Here is a 19,209-nt window from a genome sequence, read left to right as displayed (position 1 = left end):
TCCTATTGATTTATATGTTTATAAATAAAGTTAATAACATCGCTCTTTATTTCATCCCAAATAACTAAATCTTCAATTTTTATAATAACTTCAACTTTAACCCCTAGTTTTGGTATCAGAAAAAAACCATCACATTGACTATATCGGCCATCTAAAGGTATCCATAAACAATCAAAAAAATCACTTATTTCATCATTATTTATCCGCCAATAATAACCATATCTATCATTTTCAGGATCAATATATCTATTCATCTTCTTGAGTTTTACTTCATTAAAATATAGATTCAGTTTTTCATCATATGAAACATCCCCTTTAATTTTTTCCTCTCCCCTGTCAATATAAATATATCTTTTATATTCAAGGTAACCTTTAGGATCACCATCTAGTGGTTCTATAGAAAATCTAAGTTTTTTATTTTTTCCATTTTCATTCTTATTAAAAGGCTTCATTTCAGGCCAACTCATTACTAATGGCAAAACTCGAAAATTTGCATCGCAACCTTTTTTATTTTCTAAGAATCTTGGATCGAAATAACTATAACCTTCATATTCCGCAAAGGGGTAGACATAGTTGCCAGGCACTTCAATGACTGTATCGCTAAACCTCCCACACACAAAACCGGGGCGATTATCTGCCATCGATAAAGTTGAAATTAACAAGATAAATATAGAAAAAATAAATTTTATTGGCATATTACGCCTCCAAATTTTTCAAAAACTTATTTTTTATAACGAAAACTATCTTTAACCATCGTCATGGTTTTCTCAATTTCAATAACTAGGGGAATTTTCCTCATTCTCTCTAACCATCGCTGGCTTTTTTTACGTTTTTCAATTGAAGTGCTTTCTGCCTCAGCCTTCATTTTAAACCACAAATCAACAAATATTTTCTCCTCGGATTCCCTTTCGGAATTAGCGTTCATTTCCCTCCAAAATTTGTTTCGTTCATTTTCATCAAAAACATCATAAATATCAGCAAAAAACCATGCATCGCAGGGTAAATTCGCTGCTTTAAATCCATTTTCATTGATAATTTTAGCCTCGTTAAATTTAATTCTTTCCGTTCTAACCTCTACACCTTTATTTAATTCAAACCAAGACTTTAAGTAATTCGCATATGCCAATGCAGATTCATAATGGACTTTATCCATTTTTTCTTTTGACAATGGTTTTTTATATTCATCCATAGTCACTCTTATATATTCAAGTATAATTATGTTAAAAATAGATACACTATCTTTCTTAGGCTCCGAACCTATAGATTGAAAGGAGAAAAATAACAAAATAAAACATAACAATAATTTTTTATTTTGATGCCATATTACCCCCACTAGTCTCCCTCCATAATGTTAGCAAGAACAGCGTTAGTCCATATCTCACTAATTGTGTTTTCGATACTATTCATCACTGGCATTTTTCTCACTATAGATAACCAAGCTATACTTTCCTTTTGTTTCTCTGATGATGAATTTGTCGCTTCTCTAATCATTGAATACCATATTTTCATTAATACTGCTGTTTCTTCCTTTCTCCCGCCTTTATTTATTGCATATAGATATCCTTTCCATATTATCTCACTATCTTTCTCATCCAATGCATTAAAAATATGACTAAAAAACCATGCATCATGAGGTATGTTAGACCTATCCAGTGAATCATAGTAAAGTTTACTTGCTTCTTTATAATCAATTCCTTCATCAAAACATTTCTTATTTAAAATAATAAAACTATGAAAAATCTTTCTATAATCCTGTTTTTTGTAATCATAATTTTTTATTAAACTTGAACTTTTCTTAAATTCAGCAAGATACATAAATTGTAATGCAATAAGAAACCTTGAAGGCTCTTTATTTTGATATTCGCCATAGGAATTACTATTTTCAATAATATTGTTTTTATTTACATCATTTGAACCATGACAAGCACATAGAAAGAGCATAAAAATAATTAACGTGAAATTCCTTATCATAAAAGCTACCAATCTTATAGTTTTATAAAAAGAAAATTAAAACTAAATGAATTAAAAACATGCGGCAATATATGATATATAAAAATATATTTAGCAGGATCAGCATCTAGCGACCGAGCGCACCATAATTACTGATTTTCCACTGAACAGTTAAATTAATTTAACCTATAACAAAACCACATACTGCGTTGAAAAGATTGATATCGTGATAAAAGCATCGGCGAACTTAAATAAGCGTGATCCATTCGTTGTAATAGTAAAACAAACCTCGTCTAAAATTCCCTTCTGTAGATAATTTCCTTATCATATAACGCATAATATTCAGTAAAAAATTTAACTGTTTTGTAGCATTATTTACTGTACATATTTTTTGTTTAGCTTAGGATCTAACCTGACAGTTGCTTACTAATCGTCCGAAGAGTGATATTTCATGGAACATGAACACGAAACAAAACGTCCCCTATACATTCCTTACGCTGGTCCAATCTTACTCGAATTTCCTTTACTGAATAAAGGAAGCGCCTTTACAGAAGAAGAACGCGCTAATTTCAACCTGTATGGCCTACTACCTGAACAAGTTGAAACTATTGAAGAACAAGTTGAACGTGCTTATCGCCAATTAATTGATTTTAAAACAGATATTGATAAGCATATTTACCTGCGTAATATTCAAGACACCAACGAAACCCTATTTTATCGCCTGATTGATGCACACTTAACCGAAGTGATGCCACTCATTTACACCCCAACAGTGGGTGAAGCTTGCGAACATTTCTCTGATATCTATCGCCGTGCGCGTGGTTTGTTTATCTCTTATCCAAACCGTGAATACATCGATGACATGCTGCAAAACGCCACTAAACAAAACGTAAAAGTTATCGTTGTGACAGATGGTGAGCGTATTCTTGGTTTAGGTGACCAAGGTATTGGCGGCATGGGTATTCCAATTGGTAAATTATCCCTGTATACCGCCTGTGGTGGTATTAGCCCTGCGTATACCTTGCCAGTTGTTATTGATGTTGGTACTAATAACCCACAACGCCTGAATGACCCACTGTACATGGGCTGGCGTCATCCGCGTATTACTGGCGAAGAGTATGATGAATTCCTTGAAGAATTTATCCAAGCTGTAAAACGCCGCTGGCCAAATGTGCTGCTGCAATTTGAAGACTTTGCACAGAAAAATGCGATGCCATTACTAAACCGTTATCGCGATGAACTATGCTGCTTTAACGATGATATCCAAGGCACCGCTTCCGTTACTCTTGGTAGCTTAATTGCCGCCAGCCATGCGGCGGGTAGCAAACTGAGCGACCAACGCGTCACATTCTTGGGCGCAGGCTCTGCGGGATGTGGTATTGCAGAGCAAATTATTGCCCAAATGAAATCTGAAGGTCTGAGTGATGAAGAAGCGCGTGCGCGCATCTACATGGTTGACCGCTTCGGATTATTGACAGACAAACTGCCAAACTTACTGGATTTCCAAAGCAAATTGACGCAAAACAGCGCTAACTTGCAAGATTGGGATGTCAACAGTGACTCTATTTCACTGTTAGATGTTGTGCGTAATGCGAAGCCAACAGTACTGATTGGTGTTTCTGGTCAAGCCGGTCTATTCACCGAAGAAATCATCAAAGAGATGCACAAGCACTGCCCTCGCCCAATCGTGATGCCATTATCTAACCCGACATCTCGTGTTGAAGCGCGCCCAGAAGATATTATCAACTGGACAGAAGGTCAGGCATTAGTAGCCACAGGTAGCCCATTCCCACCAGTGGCTTATAAAGACAAAATCTTTGCTATCGCGCAATGCAACAACTCCTATATCTTCCCTGGTATTGGTTTAGGCGTGATTGCATCCGGTGCAAAACGTGTGACTGATGGCATGTTGATGGCAGCAAGCCGTGCGTTAGCAAGCTGCTCACCACTGGCACAAAAGGGTGAAGGTCCACTGTTACCACTGTTATCCGAGATCCAAGATGTTTCCCGCGTGATAGCAAAACAAGTGGCTAAAGAAGCGCAAGTTCAAGGCGTGGCGACCATGACATCAGATAGCGCATTAGATGAAGCGATTGAGCACAATTTCTGGAAACCAGAATATCGTGTCTATAAACGAACTTCATTCTAACTAACTGTAATTAATAAATTAAAGAGCACTTCGGTGCTCTTTTTTTATTTTCTCTGTTTTCTATATTTCAACATTGTCTGAAAGTATCCCGTTTCTATAACTTGCGATTGAGATAGCCGCCAGAGTTATTTAAGATGCAAACATAACCGGTTTACATAGGACTCGCTCATGTCAGAGCCAACCATACCTGAATCAACTCCGCCTGAATCTACGCCCAAAAAAAATATTCGCAAGTTTTCCCTATGGGCGATAGCACTCACACTGCTTATTGCGATTCTTAATATTGGTATCTATTTTTATCAGCTTAACTTTGCTGCCCCTCTTGAATCTCAGGAATACAATTTGTTGCTCTTCGGAGCCAGCGTCTATCAACTCTCTCTCACAGGTGATTGGTGGCGTTATCCTATTAGCATAGTTCTACATTCTGGATGGCTACATTTAGGATTAAATACCCTTGCCTTACTGGTTATTGGTATTGAATGTGAACGCGCTTTTGGTAAATTTCGTTACCTTGCCATCTACCTATTTGCAGGGATTGTAGGGTCATTTGTTAGCGCAGCTTGGCAATATCAAGAAGCCTTAAACAATGCAATGCGCCGCTTTGACATGATGTCATGGAGCAGCCTGCTACAGAATGATAATACCGTCTATATTACTGTCAGCTTGGGCGCGTCTGGGGCGATTATGGGCCTAGCCGCCGCCTCAGTAATTGAACTTTTAAAACAGCTCAATAACCCTGACCTCACTAAAGACGCTCGCGATACCCTTAAGCGCCCTCTCTATAATATTATTGCCATGATTGCATTAACCTTAATTAACGGGATGCAATCGGGGGTGGATAATGCTGCTCATATTGGTGGCGCGCTTGCAGGTGCCGTAATCGGCTTTGCTTTCGTTCTCATTCCTGCCAAAAAATACGTGTTAGATTTACTCGTCGTGTTAATCATGGGGGGGATTTTAGCGTTCGTTATCCACCAGCAATCATTTTCCACCGATGAAGATCTTGTTACTGAGCGTGAATTTATCTACCAAGAGCTGGATAAAGAACTGAATTCAGCCAAAGCTGAGCAAGCTAAACGAGTGATGGAACAAGCTGCTGAAAAGGAGCTTGCATCACTCCCCGCCGCGCAATCTGAAGAGCAAGTTACTGGTATTCTTGTTCAAGCCCCTGAATTAATTGAACCGAGCTTTATTCTCAGTGATGATGCCCACCAAAGAATCTTTATCACGGACGAAGAAGCCAACCTAGTTAGCGCTTACTCTTCAGCCAATGATGATTGGAAATTGCTGTTTACTATTCAGCTTCCATTACCTAAAAATGAAACAGGCTGTAGCTCTAATCGCTGCCGTGGGATGGGTGCTTATGGCGCGGCGCTCAGCACCGATGGAAAGAAACTGTATGTTGCTTCGCTTCAACCAAACAGCGTGAGTGTGATTGATATCGACACGCAAAAAGTAGAGGCCAATATTGAAACCAGCTTTTTCCCTCGCCAAATTTATGTGATGAAAAATAGCCCGCGTGCATTTGTCACAAGCGGCGTAGAAAACAGTATCGCGGTGATTAACCTTTCAAATAATACTGTCGAGAAAAAGCTTACCTTCCCTGATAGCCAAGAGTATCAAGGTGCTTTTGGTGTTCAGATGCCAGCCGCGCTTTCCCCCGATGAAAAACATCTAGCGCTGTATGACAATGTCACCCAAGCTGCCTATCTGTTAGATACTCAAACACTTACGTTTAGTGAAAAACCTTGGTTTACGGTAGAGAATTATTATGATTCTGTTAGAGAGTTTTATTTCACACCAGATAGCCAATCCATCTGGATGGTGACAGATACTCGGTTTGTTTTCGCTCATGTCACAGCACCAACCTCACCTATCACGGAATATCATTGGTGTGGAAATAATAGCGATATACAGTACGGTCGATATGGCATCAATACGGCGTTAACCCAAGCTTACTATTTGCCACAATACCCTAGTGAAGCCCAGGTTCCACTGGTCACCACCAGCCTCAATACATTGAATATCCAAAATGTTCTGCCAGTCCCAACAAACGGTGAATATATACAAGGGGTCGCGGAAACAAATAACGCTTGGGTGGTGACTTATCCAAAATCATTTTATGTGGTTGATAAACAAAAATCCGTCGATAGAAACACTATCAGCCCATTACTCTGTTTTGGTGGAACACCGAACCAATAAACCAACATATGGCATCTTATTGTTTTTCAATTCGATGCCATATTGACACGATTTTACGTTACGCGACTTGCGTCACGAAATTAAGTCAAGTAGCCTATTAATTGTTACCACTAATTATTATAGGCATTAATTATTCAAGGCGAGGACATGAGGAAACGTCTGCTTTATGGTCTATTAATACTGGCAGGGATAGCTTTCGCCACTGTTATTTTACTCGACCGCTGGATCAGTTGGGAAACTGCACCCTATATCTATGAAGATGTAGAGCAACTGCCTGCCCGAGATGTTGGGATGGTTCTCGGCACATCTAAATATTATGCCTCCGGTGCCACTAACCTCTATTACACATATCGAATTAAAGGCGCTGCGGATGCCTATCATAGCGGCAAAGTAAAGTATTTACTCCTAAGCGGTGACAACGGCGCACACAATTACAATGAGCCTATCGCCATGCGTAAAGACCTCATCAAAGCGGGCGTTCCCGCCTCAAAAATCGTGCTCGACTTTGCAGGTTTTAGAACCTTAGACTCGGTAGTTCGCACGAAAAAAGTATTCGATACCGATAACTTCACCATTATCACCCAACGTTTTCATTGTGAAAGAGCGCTATTCATTGCTAAACACAAAGGGATTGATGCCCAATGTTTAGCGGTACCGACGCCGGAAGGTATGTTTAAAGTGCGGATACGTGAAGTGTTTGCCCGCTTGGGTGCGCTTGCCGATCTCTATATTCTCCAGCGTGAACCTAAATTTTTAGGGGAACAAGAATCCATTCCCGCTCCAATAAAAATGCCTGATGGCACAAAAGGCTATCCAGCAGTTACCCCTGATGAACTGAATAAACTCAATTAATGTTCAGATGGTGAATGTCGATTTAAAAGATAAAAAAGTTTATCTGTCAGTTGTCGCCAACACCACTCCACTGGCCCTTGCTCAAAGAAGCGCAACCAGCAATAAGAAAACAGCAAGTTAGCACACCAAATGGGTGGAATGAACGCTAACAACTCCACTCGGGTAAACTGATAAAAGTAACCCAAATGATAAAAAACAGTGGTACAAATCAGTGTTTGAAGTAAGTAATTACTCAACGCCATCCGCCCCACATTTTGCAAGGCTTTCGCGAGCACACTTCGGCTAAATATCCCCCAAAAACCATAAACTAGCGCAATATAGCCCAAAGACTGAAACGGCACCGCTAGCTCATTAATGATATAACCAACAATCGAGGTATCAAAATAGCGCCAACCCAAAAGGCTTTGAACATACAGAGCCACTGACTGAATAGCTACGGTTGGGAGGATTAATACAATGGCCATTCGACGATAATGCTGCTCGGTAAATTGCCCTTTTAGCCAACCATTTTTCAGTAACAGCGCTCCTAAGATCATCATCGCAACCAGTTGCCAGCCATACTGAATAACCAATAACTCAACCATCATCGCCACTTCACCTGTGCGATATGCGATCCCCGTAATTCCGCCAATGCGGTGTTGCCAAGCATCAAGAAACGCTTGGTCTGCGGTGATCTGCCAAAAACTGGTATCCACCACATTGCTGCCGATGGCAAATAAAATAACCAAACCAATCAAATAGATAGAAATGGCAATTTTGAACAATGTGGAAGCCGCATAGTGTGGCAACACCATTATCGCAACCAGTCCCATCAAGGAATAGGCGAGAAGAATATCCCCATCCCAAAAACCAATTCCATGAATCAAGCCAATAATCGCTAAAACAATCAGTCGGCTACGTTGCCATAATATTGCGCGATAGCTTAGCAAGCCTAATGTGGCACCAAAAAGTAAGGAAAAAATTCCCAGAAACTTCCCTTGAAATAAAAGATTAAAAAACACCCAAACCGCCGCATCAGAGGATGATACTTCGGGGGTGAAATAGGGATTAAGATAGGCCGCTTGTGGTAAAGCAAATCCAAAGATATTCAGTAATAAAATACCGAGGATAGCAATGCCACGTACTGTATCAAGTTGCCCAATACGGCTTTTAGGGGCAACTGAAACGGTTGAGGTCATAAATTAGAGATGGCGAACCGCACGTAAGAATTCTTGACGTGTATTTTGGCTAGACTTGAACAGCCCACCCAATGATGTGGTGGTTGTTGCACTGGTCGCATCACGTATACCACGGGCTTTCACACAGTAATGAACTGCATCAATAGAAACCGCGACATTCATGGTGCCTAGCAACGTTTGCAGAGCCACTAAAATTTGCTGAGTTAAACGTTCTTGAACTTGTGGACGCTGTGAGAAAAACTGCACAATACGGTTGATTTTCGATAAACCAATCACTTTGTCTTTAGGGATGTATGCCACAATCGCTTTACCGTCGATCGTCACAAAGTGGTGCTCACAAGTACTGGTCAGAGTAATATCACGCACAGTAACCATTTCATCCACATTCATTTTATTTTCAATTAATGTGATTTTTGGGAAGTTAGCGTAGTCAAGACCTGAAAAAATCTCATCCACATACATTTTTGCGATACGGCGCGGGGTATCCGCCAAGCTATCATCGGTTAAATCTAAGTTCAGCAACTTCATAATTTCGGTCATATGCCCTTCAATCAGTTGCTTACGATCCTCACCGGATTTTGGTTGAATACGTAACGGGGTTTCAAGCCCTCTTGCTTCCAAAGCAGCATGAACTAATTCGGCCTCTTTACTCAGAGATGACATAGGATCCTCCACAGATGGTATAACGCTATTTTTATAAAAATGCAGGTGTGCGCGGTACTCTAAAGCAGCAAGTGCAGATAATCCAGTAATACATCTATCAACAGCATGAAATATTTGCAGGTTATCGCGCGACTCGATCCAGAATACTCCTTGCCATTTAAATAACTATTTCATTATTTAAATGCGATTAATAACACCCTTTATTTTAGCCTTTTTGGTAGCTCTGTTTTAGCAAAAATCGTGTTCTTCGATAACGGGTTCATTAAAACAACGCAATATGTGACCCAAATGAGACAAACTATCCACCCAAAAGCTATCAGTAATCAATTTCTATTCATTCACCCAATGCGCTATATCTGACATAATACCGCCAACAATTTATTTTAAGCCTCGAAGGCCAATAACAAGATTAAGGGGTAACGATTTATGGACCAGTGTCATACTAACGGTTTGATTTCACTAGAGCTTGCATTAGAAAAATTACTTTCAAACACCGCAACTGTCACAAGCACTGAAATCATTCCACTAACTGAGTCTGCCCAACGTATTATTGCCGAAGACCTAATTTCTCCCATTAATGTCCCGCCGTTTGATAACTCCGCGATGGATGGTTATGGTTTTCGCTTTGCTGATTGGGATGGAAAAACCCCGATGCCCGTCGCTGGAAAATCCTTTGCTGGCAACCCAATGGAAGGAAAATTACCCGCAGGTAGCTGTGTAAGGATCATGACGGGAGCGCCTATTCCTGAAGGCGTTGATACCGTTGTCATGCAAGAAGCAACAGAACAAACTGACCAAGGGATTATTTTTACGGAAAGCTTCAAGCAAGGTAACAATATCCGCAAAGCTGGTGAAGATATTGCCCAAGGTAGCGCGGTATTCCCTGCCGGAACCTTACTCTCCACCGCACAGCTACCATTGATAGCGTCTCTTGGAATTGCGAATGTGACAGTCCAGCGCCGTTTGAAAGTTGCCGTGTTCTCAACCGGTGATGAGCTTCAAGCAGTAGGCGAACCTCTGGCTGAGGGGCAAATTTATGACACAAACCGTTTTGCCGTTCGCTTAATGTTAGAAAAACTCAATTGCGAAGTACTGGATTTCGGCGTGATCCCCGATTCACCAGAAAAGCTCAAACAAACCTTTATTGAAGCTAACCAATGTGCTGATTTAGTCATCAGCAGCGGCGGCGTCTCTGTCGGAGAAGCGGATTACACCAAACAAATTTTGGATGAACTGGGTGAGATTGGATTTTGGAAATTAGCTATTAAGCCAGGTAAACCTTTCGCATTTGGCAAGTTAAGTTCCGCGTGGTTCTGTGGCTTACCGGGCAATCCTGTCTCTGCCGCGCTGACTTTCTATCAATTAGTTCAGCCATTAATTGCTCACCTCAGCGGCCATAGCCAATGGAAAGCCCCTGTCCGCTTCAAAGTGCCTGTCACTACACCACTGAAAAAATCACCGGGACGCCTTGATTTCCAACGAGGCATTTTAAGCGTCAATGAACAAGGTCAGCTACAAGTGGCGACCACAGGACACCAAGGCTCACACGTTTTCAGTTCTTTTAGCCAAGCAAACTGCTTTATCGTATTAGAGCGCGAGCGCGGAAAAGTGACGGCAGGTGAAATGGTTGATGTGGAAATGTTCAATTACTTATTAAAAAGTGAGTAAGACTGTGCAAGAGCTGACTGATCAGGAAATGCTGCGTTATAACCGCCAAATTATCTTGCGCGGCTTCGATTTTGACGGGCAGGAAAAGCTGAAGGCAGGTAAAGTCTTGGTTGTTGGGCTTGGTGGACTTGGTTGCGCTGCAACGCAATACCTTGCCGCCGCGGGCGTCGGTCATTTAACCCTCGTAGATTTTGATACGGTTTCCCTATCAAATTTGCAGCGCCAAACCCTGCACCGCGACGCCACCATCGGTGAGCCTAAAGTGGATTCAGCCAAAGTACAGCTAGCTGCCATCAATCCCCATATCCAGATTGATACGGTTAACGCGCAATTGGAGGAGCCTGAGCTGGAGCAATTAGTTCTACAGCATCATGTGATCTTAGATTGCACGGATAATGTTGCCATTCGTGAGCAGCTTAATCGCCTCTGCTTTAAGCACAAAATTCCTTTTGTTTCGGGTGCAGCAATTCGTATGGAAGGGCAACTTTCCGTATTTACCTACGAAGAAGGAATGCCCTGCTATCACTGCCTAAGTCGACTGTTTGGAGAAAATAGCCTGACATGTGTAGAAGCTGGCGTCATGGCGCCGCTGGTGGGGACAATTGGCACATTAGAAGCGATGGAAACCATCAAATTGCTAGCCCAGTACGGCAAAGTCAATGTTGGGAAAGTGCTGTTATTTGATGCGATGACGCTGGATTTTCGCCAATTTAAACTCAATAAAGACCCTCATTGTGAGATCTGCTCTTAAGATTATCCATGGCGAGCTAAGTCTCGCCATTTTTCTGTCTCACCATTTTGCTACCTCACCATATTTTAAGATACAAAATTAGGAATATTCCTAAAAATTCATTTATCTTGTCTTTGGTCTTATACTATCCCCCTTTCGGGGAACCTCGTTATCCCTACTGATTTGAACTATGACTGTGTCAGTCATTACTGAGAATATAAATATGTCATTACCTCCTTGCCCAAAATGTCAGTCTGAATACACCTATACTGACAACGATATGTACATCTGCCCTGAGTGCGCGCACGAATGGAATGATGCTGAGCCAGTTGCTGACATTGATGAACTCATCGTAAAAGATGCTAACGGCAACTTATTAGCTGATGGCGATACTGTTACCGTAATCAAAGATCTTAAAGTAAAAGGTAGTTCTTCAATGCTGAAAATCGGTACCCGCGTTAAAGGTATCCGTTTAGTGGAAGGCGACCACAATATCGATTGTAAAATCGATGGTTTCGGTCAAATGAAACTGAAATCTGAGTTTGTGAAGAAAAACTAATTTTGAGGCTGTTCTGCCATTTTGAGCAGCTAAATAAAAATAGCCTCGCGGGTATCACACCTGCGGGGCTATTTTTTGATTCAAACAAGATTAGATAACAACGCCTTGGCTTTTCAGGTACTCATCATAAGTGCCTTTAAAATCAATAACCTTATCTTCTTTAATCTCAAGAATACGGGTTGCCAGTGAACTCACAAACTCACGGTCATGGGAAACGAAAATCAGCGTACCTTGATACATTTCCAATGCTAAGTTCAACGATTCAATGGATTCCATATCTAAGTGGTTGGTCGGTTCATCCATAATCAAAATATTTGGCTGTTGCATCATCAGCTTACCAAATAACATACGACCCTGCTCACCACCTGATAAGACCGACACTTTTTTCTTAATATCGTCTTGAGAGAATAGTAAGCGACCTAAAATACTACGAACCGCTTGCTCGTCATCCCCTTCGCTTTTCCACTGGCTCATCCAGTCAAACACGTTCAGGTCAGTATCAAAGTCGTCTGCGTGGTCTTGCGCATAATAACCAATGTTATGGTTTTCAGACCATTTTACGATCCCGCTTGTCGCTGATTGCTCACCGACTAAGGTTTTTAAGAATGTAGTTTTACCGATACCGTTAGCACCGATAACCGCCATTTTCTCACCCACTTCCATTAACAGGTTCACATTTTTAAACAGAGGACCTTGGTCATAACCGTTAGTAACCGCTTCTAATTCTAGAGCGTTACGGAACAGTTTTTTCTCTTGTTCAAAACGAATGAATGGGTTTTGACGGCTAGACGCTTTAACTTCATCCAATTGAATTTTATCAATTTGACGAGCACGAGAAGTCGCTTGTTTAGATTTTGATGCGTTAGCACTGAAGCGGCTGACGAAAGATTGCAATTCAGCAATTTGCGCTTTTTTCTTGGCGTTATCGGATAGTAGACGCTCTCTCGCTTGGGTTGCCGCAATCATATACTCATCATAGTTACCCGGGAATAAACGCAGCTCACCGTAATCTAAGTCCGCCATGTGCGTACAAACGGTATTTAAGAAGTGTCTATCATGGGAAATGATAACCATAGTGCAGTTACGGTCATTCAGTACTTGCTCTAACCAACGGATGGTATCGATATCCAAGTTGTTCGTCGGTTCATCAAGTAACAGAATATCTGGATCTGCAAATAATGCCTGAGCCAATAGCACACGCAGTTTCCAACCCGGCGCCACTTCGCTCATTGGACCATAATGTTGCTCAACCGGAATACCGACGCCTAATAGCAGCTCACCCGCACGCGCTTCCGCGCTATAGCCATCCATTTCACCGTAAGCCACTTCAAGATCTGCAACGCGATAGCCATCTTCTTCACTCATTTCTGGCATCGCATAAATTCTGTCACGCTCTTGCTTTACATCCCAAAGCTCAGCATGTCCCATGATAACGGTATCGAGAACAGTAAACTCTTCGAATGCAAACTGGTCTTGGCGTAATTTACCTAAACGCTCGTTAGGATCCGTGGTGCTCACATTCCCTGCGGTTGGCGTTAAGTCACCACCCAGAATTTTCATAAATGTGGATTTACCCGCACCATTCGCACCGATCAGACCGTAGCGGTTACCGGTACCGAATTTAACTGAGATGTTTTCAAACAGCGGCTTACTGCCAAACTGCATAGTGATATTGTTGGTTGTTAACACTGCGATGCCTTAAATTGATCTTTGTAGAGTCGCCCCGAGATTGGCGTAATTGCCCTTATCTCGCCGACTTGAAGTCTGATAAGAATAAATAGCCGCGCATTATGCCATAATCCCGCGTTTAGATCTTGTGCTGATTTTTGAGCCGCTTTTTCTGAAAAAGATATGATTTGTTCATAATGCCAATTGCCCCATCATTAATAATGCCTTGGAGCCAATACCATAAAAAGCTCCCCAATAACGGAGAGCTTAAAATTTACAACGCGATCCCCATGGTACGGGATACCTCGACTAACCCTTCACGCTCATAAAACTTAATGGCTTGGTGGTTTTGCGCTAATACTGAAAGTTCTAAGTGGCTAAATTTCTGCAACTTAGCCCACTCTTTCATTCCATCTAAGAGCTGTTTACCTGCTTTTTCACCTCGAAAACCGGGAGAGATGACCAAATCAAAAATATAACCGAAATCCCTTGGCACAATGCAACTATAAGGATCTGCCGTTTGTTTTTGAGCAATACAAAAACCTTTGATTTCACCTTCATGATCAACCACTAAAAGATGAAACTTATTATCCTCAATGGCATTTTCAACAAACTCACTCGATTGTTCCGCGGCTTGTAACCTTTCACGATCAAACTTAGCCATCTCGGCAAATAAAATTTGGTAGAGCGCAAGAATTGCTGATAAATCATCTTTTTTTGCTTTTCTGATCATAAAGCTACCCGAATAAGTTAGTCGTAAGTTTTCACTGGTGGTGCAATATACGTTTCAAATTGATCTAATAAACTGGCTGGGGATGATTCCACAATCGCCATATGACGATATTTTTCATGTAAAAAGCCCTCATCTGCCATTTTATTGGTCATATCAATCAGAGGCTGCCAGTAATTATTAATATTGAATAATCCGCAAGGCTTAGTATGTAAACCAATTTGACTCCATGTGAACACTTCGCTGTATTCTTCTAAAGTGCCGTATCCACCAGGCATTGCGACAAAACCGTCAGCAAGTTCAATCATTTTACTTTTGCGCTGATGCATGGTGTCAACTCTGTACAGTTCGGTCAGATTTTTATGCGAGATTTCACGCTCTTCAAGCAGGGATGGGATCACTCCAATAGCCTTGCCACCTAAAGATAATACCGTATCAGCAACGGTCCCCATCAGCCCAACACTCGCACCACCGTAGACTAAAGCGATATCACGTTTTACCAGCTCTTTTGCAAACTCAATGGCTTGTTTTTGATAAATCTCATTCGTACCCATGCTTGAACCACAATAAACCGCGACGCTTTTAATTTTTTTCATGTTCTATTTTCATTCCTATTATCATTCTTGTAAGCGCAAAATTATACGGTACCCTCAAAGAAGCTCAACTCACAATATTTTATTTTTAGTCGTTATCCAATATTAAATAATATGATGAATTTTTCGCTCTCAACAAAGCAATATAATCTGCATGAATTCTGTGAGATAATTCACGCCAATTTGCTGGCTTAGGGTAAATATCCCAACAAACCACCATTATTATTTAGATTTACCCATTTTATCTGTATATACAGTGTGGGTTTTATCGACGTTCCCAACGTTTTTCTGAGGTTTTTTATTCATGTCTGCCGATACTAAAAAGAGTGCTTTTCCGCTATTACCGATAGGCTTGCTATTACTGGCAATGATGTCAATCCAAAGCGGTGCCTCTTTAGCTAAAACATTGTTCCCACTTATCGGCGCACCAGGTGTTACCGGTTTACGTTTGTTGCTTGCCACGATTATTTTGTGCGTGATCTTTAAACCATGGCGTTTAAATTTCAGAAAAAGCTCTCTGGGGCCACTGCTTGCTTATGGCTTATCTCTCGGAACCATGAACTACCTGTTTTATTTAGCGCTTGAGCGTATCCCTTTAGGGATTGCGGTCGCACTTGAGTTTACGGGTCCATTAGCCGTTGCGATGTTCTCTTCTCGCCGCCCTATCGATTTTTTATGGATTGGGCTTGTCATTGCCGGGTTGCTATTCTTACTGCCTATTGGCAATAACATTGACTCTCTCGATCTCGTTGGTGCCGCTTATGCTTTAGGTGCCGGTGTCTGCTGGGCGATTTATATTATCTTTGGGCAACGCGCTGGCGCAGGTTATGGTGCCGCAACGGTTGCTGTGGGTTCGTTGATTTCTGCGCTGATTTTCTTCCCGATTGGGTTAATGCAAACCGGGGTTGAAGCGATGTTTGACCCAGCTATTTTACCTCTGGCTTTAGGGGTCGCTATTTTGTCTACCGCGTTTCCTTATACATTGGAGATGATAGCGTTAACCAAGCTGCCCGCAAAAACCTTTGGTACTCTAATGAGCCTAGAGCCTTGCATGGGAGCATTTTTGGGCATTGTCTTCCTGCAAGAACATTTAACGATGACACAATGGTTAGCGCTGTTGTGTATTGTATGCGCGTCTATTGGTTCAACATCAACTTCAGTACCCAAATCAAAGATTGAGAAAGTATCGTAAATAATTACGTTATATTCACTTTTATTAAAGGCTAATAGGAATTTCTATTAGCCTTTTTACATTATTTTCTTTTTTCATTTTTTATTTCATTATCTTGTAAGGTAATCTTCATTTATTTGAAATGTCACATCGATAGATTCGATTGGTAAAACCTAAATAAAGCTCCAAAAAAATATCATCGTCCTGCCTATTGAAGTAATAGATTATTACTTTATGACATTCTTAGCTTTACACTCTATATTTATAAGCAGACAAGATAATTGAGTTAATTATATTTAAGAGAGGAAATTCTATGAATACTGCAAAATTATTTAAAACCTCTTCAACTGACCTTTTATATACCCGTAATGATATTGAAGATAGTGTTAAATTAGAAACCATCGGTATCTTAAACATGATGGTTATCCATTTCACCGATCTCTCTTTAATCACAAAACAAGCACATTGGAACATGCGCGGTCGCAACTTTATCGCTGTGCATGAGATGTTAGATGGCTTTAGAGATAGCATCGTTGGGCACTTGGATGAGTTCGCTGAGCGTGCGGTTCAGTTGGGTGGCATCGCCACAGGAACGTCACAACAAGTTAATAAATTTACATCGTTAGAAGCTTATCCTTTGGATATTCATTCTGTACAAGACCATTTAAAAGCGTTAGCGGAACGATATGCTGTTGTTGCAAATGATATTCGTAAAGCTATCGATGAAGTTGAAGATGAAAATACCGCAGATATGTTTACCGCCGCATCTCGCGATCTGGATAAATTCCTGTGGTTATTAGAAGCCAATATTGAGTAGTGTCGTAAAGCAGAGTCAATATATTGACCATGAGACCACTTCGGTGGTCTCGATTTATTTATCGCCCTACTTCTTTATCACCCTACTTACTTGCCGTACTACTTATCTGATGTTGGCATTTCAGGTTGTTCAATAGGGAAAATGGGTAACGAACTTAATAAACGTTTGCCATAGCTTTTGGTTAATAAGCGCTTATCATAAATGATAATTTCGCCATAACATTCATGACTTCGAATCAAACGTCCCGCTTGTTGGATCAAATTAAATGAAGCGCTAGGTAAACTTTGTACCTCGAATGGATAACGCTTTAATGACTTCAACCAATCCCCTTCAGTAATAATCACTGGGTTTGTCACAGGTGGAAATGCAATCTTGTGAATATGCACCTGGGTTAAAAATTCCCCTTTTAAATCTAACCCTTCCGCAAATGATTGTAAGCCGATTAGTGCGCTTTTTTGCCCTTGTTTAATACGTTCACAGTGCGTCTCCACTAACCGGTAACGTGGCTGATCCCCTTGCACTAATAGCTGTAAACGTAAATCTTTCACATGCTCCAGAAACCCTTCCATCGCTCGCTGGCTACTAAATAAGATCAATACTCCACGATGGTCACTTTCGGTAAATTGATGGCGAAAATAGGTTGCCATCTCTTTTAAATGTTCAGCTTCATTTGCCATAGTTGGCTCATGCTGCATTTTTGGGATCACCAACTTACCCTGTTCAACATGATTAAACGGCGAGGTGAGCGTCACGAAACGGTCATCACTCTTTTCGGATAATCCCGTTAACTCCATAAAACGTGAATAGCTGTTCAAAGAGCGAAGTGTTGCCGATGTTACTACAATATGAGGCACATTTTTCCATAACAAATGTTGCAGCTGTTCACTTACGCGGATCCCTGCGCAATGCATAAAAATCCGGGATTGATTTTTCTCATAACGGCGGCTAAGCCATTTCGAAACAGGTGCGCCTGAGCTTTGATCGAGCGAGGCTAAGCGCCACAATTTGGTCATATTTTCAAAATAGCCCATCGCTCGGCTTGTCACTAAGATGGAGCGATGCAAACGCACAATATCTTGCTTTGCTGTTTGTTCCGTTAAATCACTGAGAATCGCCTCTGATAGCCCACGTAATCCATCCGTCAGCTTAAATAGCTCTTGGCAACATTGCTGCATAACCTCAGGCAAGATCCCCATCGGGAACAAATATTCTGACTCTTTGGATGTTTCAGGTAATAGCCCGTTCGCTAACAGTGAAAAATCACGGAAACACTCACGTAATTTTTCGGCATGTTGTTGTAGCTTATCAGGATTAGTCAACTTAGGCGGTTTTGCTGGGCGAAACTGCGCAACATACTGCCCGACATGATGAATAAAATTATCCACCTGTGCGGTAAGCTGAACTAGCGTAATTTCCCCTTCCACTTCTAAAGCGTCTCTCGCCACATCGGGAACGTGATGCCCCTCATCGAGAACCAACAGTAATTTCTTGGGATCCGGTAATACCGACTCACTTTCCATCGCGGCCATCACTAAAGCATGGTTAGCCACGACCACATCCGCATCTTCAATTTCACGGCGTGCAATAAAAAAAGGGCATCGTTGATAAAATTGGCAATTACGTCCAAGACAATTCATTTTATCGGTGCTGACTTTACGCCATAAACTATCGCTAAATGCCTTTTTATGGTGGTCGCGTAGCCCATCCCAAGCAAAGCTATGAAAATCATTGCGTAATTGCTGGCATTGCGCTCTCTCTTCGCTGTTGGTAATTTCAGTTTTGTCTTCCACCAACAGCATTAAATCAATTTGTTCCCCTTCCGCGGCACAAATAGCTTCTAAGTTTCGGGGACACACATAACGCGCTCGCCCAAATGCGCCTGTATATTTTAAGTCAGGGATAATTTTGCTCAGTAATGGCAAATCCTTACTGAATATTTGATCTTGGAGGGCAACGTTAGCGGTGCTCACGACCAAAGTTTTACCTTCTTCGCGCCCAACCGCAATGCCTGGTATCAAATAGGATAAGGTCTTTCCCACCCCTGTGGGTGCTTCAATAACTAAATGACGCCCTTCTACATCCGACAAATTTTTCGCCACTTCAGCAATCATCTGCCGCTGAGGCGCCCGAGAGACGAACCCCTCAATTTGATTAGATAACCCCTTATACCATTGAGTTATTTGTTCTTTGATTTTATTTGACAGAGACATAGATACGCAGAAGACCAAGTAAAAAGGAGATGATAGCCAATCAAAAAAGAGGCAGGAAAGCCCCTGTTT

At 41.3% G+C, this 19,209-nt stretch carries 17 protein-coding genes and 1 pseudogene; 9 read left to right on the top strand and 9 right to left on the bottom strand.

The features are described 5' to 3' along the window. Positions 1-2: 2 nt before the first annotated feature. The 3 genes from ACY3ZI_RS06200 to ACY3ZI_RS06190 form a co-directional block, all read right to left on the bottom strand. On the bottom strand, positions 3-695 hold the full coding sequence (locus ACY3ZI_RS06200; RefSeq protein WP_487376492.1) for a hypothetical protein: 693 nt from the start codon (positions 693-695) through the stop codon (positions 3-5). Between the two features lie 26 nt (positions 696-721). Next, on the bottom strand, positions 722-1,189 hold the full coding sequence (locus tag ACY3ZI_RS06195; protein ID WP_487376490.1) for a hypothetical protein: 468 nt from the start codon (positions 1,187-1,189) through the stop codon (positions 722-724). A gap of 143 nt (positions 1,190-1,332) precedes the next feature. Continuing rightward, on the bottom strand, positions 1,333-1,971 hold the full coding sequence (locus tag ACY3ZI_RS06190) for a hypothetical protein (RefSeq protein ID WP_211884988.1): 639 nt from the start codon (positions 1,969-1,971) through the stop codon (positions 1,333-1,335). 430 nt (positions 1,972-2,401) lie between these two features. Here ACY3ZI_RS06190 and ACY3ZI_RS06185 point away from each other — a divergent pair, with 430 nt between their 5' ends. From ACY3ZI_RS06185 to sanA, 4 genes and pseudogenes are all read left to right on the top strand, one after another. Continuing rightward, on the top strand, positions 2,402-4,099 hold the full coding sequence (locus ACY3ZI_RS06185; protein ID WP_036949699.1) for an NAD-dependent malic enzyme: 1,698 nt from the start codon (positions 2,402-2,404) through the stop codon (positions 4,097-4,099). Between the two features lie 168 nt (positions 4,100-4,267). Then, positions 4,268-5,158 (top strand): annotated as a pseudogene (locus ACY3ZI_RS06180) (rhomboid family intramembrane serine protease); the annotation flags it as partial. Between the two features lie 24 nt (positions 5,159-5,182). Beyond that, positions 5,183-6,301, top strand: a complete 1,119-nt coding sequence (locus ACY3ZI_RS06175; protein ID WP_487377460.1) for a YncE family protein — start codon at positions 5,183-5,185, stop codon at positions 6,299-6,301. A 147-nt stretch (positions 6,302-6,448) separates the two neighbouring features. Next, positions 6,449-7,153 carry an outer membrane permeability protein SanA gene (sanA, locus tag ACY3ZI_RS06170; protein WP_036949704.1) on the top strand — a complete coding sequence of 235 codons (705 nt, stop codon included), beginning with the start codon at positions 6,449-6,451 and terminating at the stop codon, positions 7,151-7,153. Here the strand turns inward: sanA and yeiB are convergent. Both yeiB and folE read right to left on the bottom strand, forming a co-directional pair. Continuing rightward, a complete protein-coding gene (gene yeiB / locus ACY3ZI_RS06165; RefSeq protein ID WP_487376487.1) occupies positions 7,150-8,331 on the bottom strand; it encodes a DUF418 domain-containing protein YeiB in 1,182 nt (393 codons plus the stop codon). The genes sanA and yeiB overlap by 4 nt on opposite strands. 3 nt (positions 8,332-8,334) lie before the next feature. Further along, positions 8,335-8,994, bottom strand: coding sequence for a GTP cyclohydrolase I FolE (gene folE, locus ACY3ZI_RS06160; protein ID WP_036949713.1), 660 nt, complete (start codon positions 8,992-8,994; stop codon positions 8,335-8,337). A 426-nt stretch (positions 8,995-9,420) separates the two neighbouring features. Between folE and moeA the strand changes: the two genes are divergently transcribed. The 3 genes from moeA to ACY3ZI_RS06145 all read left to right on the top strand — a co-directional run bounded on the left by moeA (position 9,421) and on the right by ACY3ZI_RS06145 (position 11,951). After that, positions 9,421-10,662, top strand: coding sequence for a molybdopterin molybdotransferase MoeA (gene moeA / locus ACY3ZI_RS06155; protein WP_211884985.1), 1,242 nt, complete (start codon positions 9,421-9,423; stop codon positions 10,660-10,662). Between the two features lie 4 nt (positions 10,663-10,666). Beyond that, complete coding sequence (gene moeB, locus ACY3ZI_RS06150) at positions 10,667-11,413, top strand: molybdopterin-synthase adenylyltransferase MoeB (RefSeq protein WP_487376485.1); 747 nt, start codon at positions 10,667-10,669, stop codon at positions 11,411-11,413. 202 nt (positions 11,414-11,615) lie between these two features. Further along, positions 11,616-11,951: a zinc ribbon domain-containing protein YjdM gene (locus tag ACY3ZI_RS06145; protein WP_006662278.1), complete on the top strand. Its 336-nt coding sequence runs from the start codon at positions 11,616-11,618 to the stop codon at positions 11,949-11,951. Between the two features lie 90 nt (positions 11,952-12,041). Here ACY3ZI_RS06145 and ACY3ZI_RS06140 read toward each other — a convergent pair whose 3' ends face one another. From ACY3ZI_RS06140 to ACY3ZI_RS06130, 3 genes are all read right to left on the bottom strand, one after another. After that, positions 12,042-13,616, bottom strand: coding sequence for an ABC-F family ATPase (locus ACY3ZI_RS06140; RefSeq protein ID WP_487377458.1), 1,575 nt, complete (start codon positions 13,614-13,616; stop codon positions 12,042-12,044). A 277-nt stretch (positions 13,617-13,893) separates the two neighbouring features. Continuing rightward, positions 13,894-14,352, bottom strand: coding sequence for an N-acetyltransferase family protein (locus tag ACY3ZI_RS06135; RefSeq protein WP_487376483.1), 459 nt, complete (start codon positions 14,350-14,352; stop codon positions 13,894-13,896). 17 nt (positions 14,353-14,369) lie between these two features. Then, a complete protein-coding gene (locus ACY3ZI_RS06130; RefSeq protein ID WP_487376481.1) occupies positions 14,370-14,945 on the bottom strand; it encodes an LOG family protein in 576 nt (191 codons plus the stop codon). Positions 14,946-15,246: 301 nt separating this feature from the next. Here ACY3ZI_RS06130 and rhtA point away from each other — a divergent pair, with 301 nt between their 5' ends. After that, positions 15,247-16,134: a threonine/homoserine exporter RhtA gene (gene rhtA / locus ACY3ZI_RS06125; RefSeq protein ID WP_036949726.1), complete on the top strand. Its 888-nt coding sequence runs from the start codon at positions 15,247-15,249 to the stop codon at positions 16,132-16,134. Positions 16,135-16,426: 292 nt separating this feature from the next. Beyond that, the gene (gene dps, locus ACY3ZI_RS06120; protein ID WP_211884980.1) at positions 16,427-16,930 is read left to right on the top strand and encodes a DNA starvation/stationary phase protection protein Dps; all 504 of its coding nucleotides are present in this window, start codon (positions 16,427-16,429) and stop codon (positions 16,928-16,930) included. A 98-nt stretch (positions 16,931-17,028) separates the two neighbouring features. On the opposite strand, the gene dinG is transcribed toward dps, so the two are convergent. Continuing rightward, entirely contained in the window at positions 17,029-19,140 is a 2,112-nt protein-coding gene (gene dinG, locus ACY3ZI_RS06115) for an ATP-dependent DNA helicase DinG (RefSeq protein ID WP_487376478.1), read from the bottom strand. Positions 19,141-19,209 lie beyond the last annotated feature (69 nt).

Source organism: Providencia sp. LY12, assembly GCF_057621555.1.
The sequence above is the reverse complement of the archived record's forward strand: the minus strand, read 5'-3'. Positions and strand labels throughout refer to the sequence as shown.